Origin of the sequence: Micrococcus lylae NBRC 15355, from assembly GCF_001570885.1 — a bacterium.
In the GTDB taxonomy this organism is placed as follows: Bacteria; Actinomycetota; Actinomycetes; order Actinomycetales; family Micrococcaceae; genus Micrococcus; species Micrococcus lylae.
Map to the genome: position 1 here is coordinate 1 of NZ_BCSN01000086.1, position 4,535 is coordinate 4,535.

Here is a 4,535-nt window from a genome sequence, read left to right on the forward strand (position 1 = left end):
GGCGTGCCGGCTTCACAGTCTCCCACCTATCCTACACAAGCAACACCGAACACCAATACCAAACTATAGTAAAGGTCACGGGGTCTTTCCGTCCTTCTGCGCGTAACGAGCATCTTTACTCGCAATGCAATTTCGCCGAGTTCACAGTTGAGACAGCGGGGAAGTCGTTACTCCATTCGTGCAGGTCGGAACTTACCCGACAAGGAATTTCGCTACCTTAGGATGGTTATAGTTACCACCGCCGTTTACTGGGGCTTAAATTCTCCGCTTCGCCGAAGCTAACGGGTCCTCTTAACCTTCCAGCACCGGGCAGGAGTCAGTCCGTATACATCGTCTTACGACTTCGCACGGACCTGTGTTTTTGATAAACAGTCGCTTCCCCCTGGTCTCTGCGGCCCCTACCCCCTCACACCAGCACGTGGTGCTCAAGGTCAGGGCCCCCCTTCTCCCGAAGTTACGGGGGCATTTTGCCGAGTTCCTTAACCATGATTCTCTCGATCGCCTTAGTATTCTCTACCTGACTACCTGTGTCGGTTTCGGGTACGGGCGGCTAGAACCTCACGCCGATGCTTTTCTAGGCAGCATAGGATCACCGGATCACCCACATGGTGGGCGCCCATCAGGTCTCAGGCACACAACCGGCGGATTTACCTACCGGCAGCCCTACACCCTTAGACCAGGTCGATTCCATTGCCTGGCCCGGCTACCTTCCTGCGTCACACCTGTTAATGCGCTTGCCTCCTCGGTTCAGGTCCCGCGCTCCACACCACACGCCCTGCTCAAAGAACAAGGTCGAGGATGCTTCGGGCGGTTAGTATCACCGAATCAGCATGGACGGTCCTTCACCGGTACGGGAATATCAACCCGTTGTCCATCGACTACGCCTGTCGGCCTCGCCTTAGGTCCCGACTCACCCAGGGAAGATTAGCTTGACCCTGGAACCCTTAGTCATCCGGCGGACGGGTTTCTCACCCGTCTTTCGCTACTCATGCCTGCATTCTCACTCGTGCACAATCCACCAGAAGTTACCCGCTGGCTTCACCTCGTGCACGACGCTCCCCTACCCATCCAGAAAAACTGAACGCCACGGCTTCGGCGGTGTACTTGAGCCCCGCTACATTGTCGGCGCGGAATCACTTGACCAGTGAGCTATTACGCACTCTTTCAAGGGTGGCTGCTTCTAAGCCAACCTCCTGGTTGTCTCAGCAACTCCACATCCTTTCCCACTTAGCACACGCTTAGGGGCCTTAACCGGTGGTCTGGGCTGTTTCCCTCTCGACTATGAAGCTTATCCCCCACAGTCTCACTGCCACGCTCTCACTTACCCGGCATTCGGAGTTTGGCTGAAGTCAGTAACCTTGTAGGGCCCATCGTCCATCCAGTAGCTCTACCTCCGGGAAGAAACACGTGACGCTGCACCTAAATGCATTTCGGGGAGAACCAGCTATCACGGAGTTTGATTGGCCTTTCACCCCTACCCACAGCTCATCCCCTCCATTTTCAACTGAAGTGGGTTCGGTCCTCCACGCGCTCTTACACGCGCTTCAACCTGGCCATGGGTAGATCACTCCGCTTCGGGTCTAGGACACGCGACTCAACGCCCTATTCAGACTCGCTTTCGCTACGGCTACCCCACACGGGTTAACCTCGCCACGTATCACTAACTCGCAGGCTCATTCTTCAAAAGGCACGCTGTCACCTGAACACGCAGGCTCCAACGGTTTGTAGGCACATGGTTTCAGGTACTATTTCACTCCCCTCCCGGGGTACTTTTCACCATTCCCTCACGGTACTGATTCACTATCGGTCAACAGGTAGTATTCAGGCTTACCAGGTGGTCCTGGCAGATTCACACGGGATTCCTCGAGCCCCGTCCTACTCGGGCAACCACTCAACAGCGGCGGAACGCATTACAACTACGGGACTGTCACCCTCTACGGTCGACCATCCAAGATCGTTCGTCTATACGCCCGCACCTCACCGCGACGTGCCGGCAGACACGCCAAGAGCAGGCCCACAACACCGCACATGCAACCCCTGCCGGGTATCACACACATACGGTTTAGCCCCATCCGCTTTCGCTCGCCACTACTCACGGAATCACTTTTGTTTTCTCTTCCTGTGGGTACTGAGATGTTTCACTTCCCCACGTTCCCCCCAACCGGCCTATGTGTTCAACCGGTGGTCACACGACACGTCGTGCGGGGTTTCCCCATTCGGAAATCCTGGTCTCAACGTCCGGTTATCGACTCCACCAGGCTTATCGCAGATTCCCACGTCCTTCTTCGGCTCCTGTTGCCAAGGCATCCACCATGCGCCCTTAGAAACTTCCAAACACTAGAAGTCCAAAAAATGAGCATAAGATGACATCATTCTCGGCATCACCACACCTCACCAAACACCCCACACAACGTGGGACACTCAGATCAACGATGCAGCAACAAAAATAAGATGCTCGCGTCCACTATGCAGTTCTCAAACAACAACCCCCACACAGCCCCACACCAACACACAGTCGATGCTTCACCATGCGAAGACTCAACCAGGAAACAACGTCACACCCACACAGGATGTGCCTGCTGTCCCAAAACCCAACAGTGTGCCAACACCAGCACGCACCACCAGCACCACAGCTTTCCAACAACCCACAAGAGCTGCGTACTCACCAGACGCCGGCACCACCACTGGCACCATTCATTGATGTTCCACCCATGAGCAACCGACCATCACACACTCGGTGATGCCATCGGCACTAAATGCTCCTTAGAAAGGAGGTGATCCAGCCGCACCTTCCGGTACGGCTACCTTGTTACGACTTAGTCCCAATCGCCAGTCCCACCTTCGACGGCTCCTTCCACAAGGGTTAGGCCACCGGCTTCGGGTGTTACCGACTTTCGTGACTTGACGGGCGGTGTGTACAAGGCCCGGGAACGTATTCACCGCAGCGTTGCTGATCTGCGATTACTAGCGACTCCAACTTCATGGGGTCGAGTTGCAGACCCCAATCCGAACTGAGACCGGCTTTTTGGGATTAGCTCCACCTCACAGTATCGCAACCCATTGTACCGGCCATTGTAGCATGCGTGAAGCCCAAGACATAAGGGGCATGATGATTTGACGTCGTCCCCACCTTCCTCCGAGTTGACCCCGGCAGTCTCCCATGAGTCCCCACCATCACGTGCTGGCAACATAGAACAGGGGTTGCGCTCGTTGCGGGACTTAACCCAACATCTCACGACACGAGCTGACGACAACCATGCACCACCTGTGAACCCGCCCCAAAGGGGAAACCGTATCTCTACGGCGAACGAGAACATGTCAAGCCTTGGTAAGGTTCTTCGCGTTGCATCGAATTAATCCGCATGCTCCGCCGCTTGTGCGGGCCCCCGTCAATTCCTTTGAGTTTTAGCCTTGCGGCCGTACTCCCCAGGCGGGGCACTTAATGCGTTAGCTGCGGCGCGGAAACCGTGGAATGGCCCCCACACCTAGTGCCCAACGTTTACGGCATGGACTACCAGGGTATCTAATCCTGTTCGCTCCCCATGCTTTCGCTCCTCAGCGTCAGTTACAGCCCAGAGACCTGCCTTCGCCATCGGTGTTCCTCCTGATATCTGCGCATTCCACCGCTACACCAGGAATTCCAGTCTCCCCTACTGCACTCTAGTCTGCCCGTACCCACCGCAGATCCGGAGTTAAGCCCCGGACTTTCACGGCAGACGCGACAAACCGCCTACGAGCTCTTTACGCCCAATAATTCCGGATAACGCTCGCACCCTACGTATTACCGCGGCTGCTGGCACGTAGTTAGCCGGTGCTTCTTCTGCAGGTACCGTCACTTTCGCTTCTTCCCTACTGAAAGAGGTTTACAACCCGAAGGCCGTCATCCCTCACGCGGCGTCGCTGCATCAGGCTTGCGCCCATTGTGCAATATTCCCCACTGCTGCCTCCCGTAGGAGTCTGGGCCGTGTCTCAGTCCCAGTGTGGCCGGTCACCCTCTCAGGCCGGCTACCCGTCGTCGCCTTGGTGAGCCATTACCTCACCAACAAGCTGATGGGCCGCGAGTCCATCCAAGACCGAAATTCTTTCCAACACCCACCATGCGGTGAATGCTCCTATCCGGTATTAGACCCCGTTTCCAAGGCTTATCCCAGAGTCAAGGGCAGGTTACTCACGTGTTACTCACCCGTTCGCCACTAATCCACCCCAGCAAGCTGGAGCTTCATCGTTCGACTTGCATGTGTTAAGCACGCCGCCAGCGTTCATCCTGAGCCAGGATCAAACTCTCCGTAAAAAAATTACAGAACAACCAGTCAACAGCCGGAAAAACCATCAACCAGTCAATTCAATCACTGGCACGCCATCGACACAGACACACGGGGGTGCGTCCGCCGACAGCCACCAATCAATAAATAATTGGCATCAACAAACTTGGCACACTATTGAGTTCTCAAACAACAGGCGCTTCCGACACTCAGCTCGACCCGCCATCGCGGCGCTTCGCTCCGGAGCAACTTCTCCATCTTAGCCGACCGACC

The 4,535-nt window shown here is 55.7% G+C and carries 2 rRNA genes; both read right to left on the bottom strand.

Features of this window, described 5'->3' with window-relative positions:
- Positions 1 to 2,334: ribosomal RNA gene (locus tag MLY01S_RS11595) — 23S ribosomal RNA — on the bottom strand; the annotation flags it as partial.
- Positions 2,335 to 2,767: 433 nt separating this feature from the next.
- A 16S ribosomal RNA gene (locus MLY01S_RS11600) occupies positions 2,768 to 4,291 on the bottom strand.
- Positions 4,292 to 4,535: the final 244 nt, after the last annotated feature.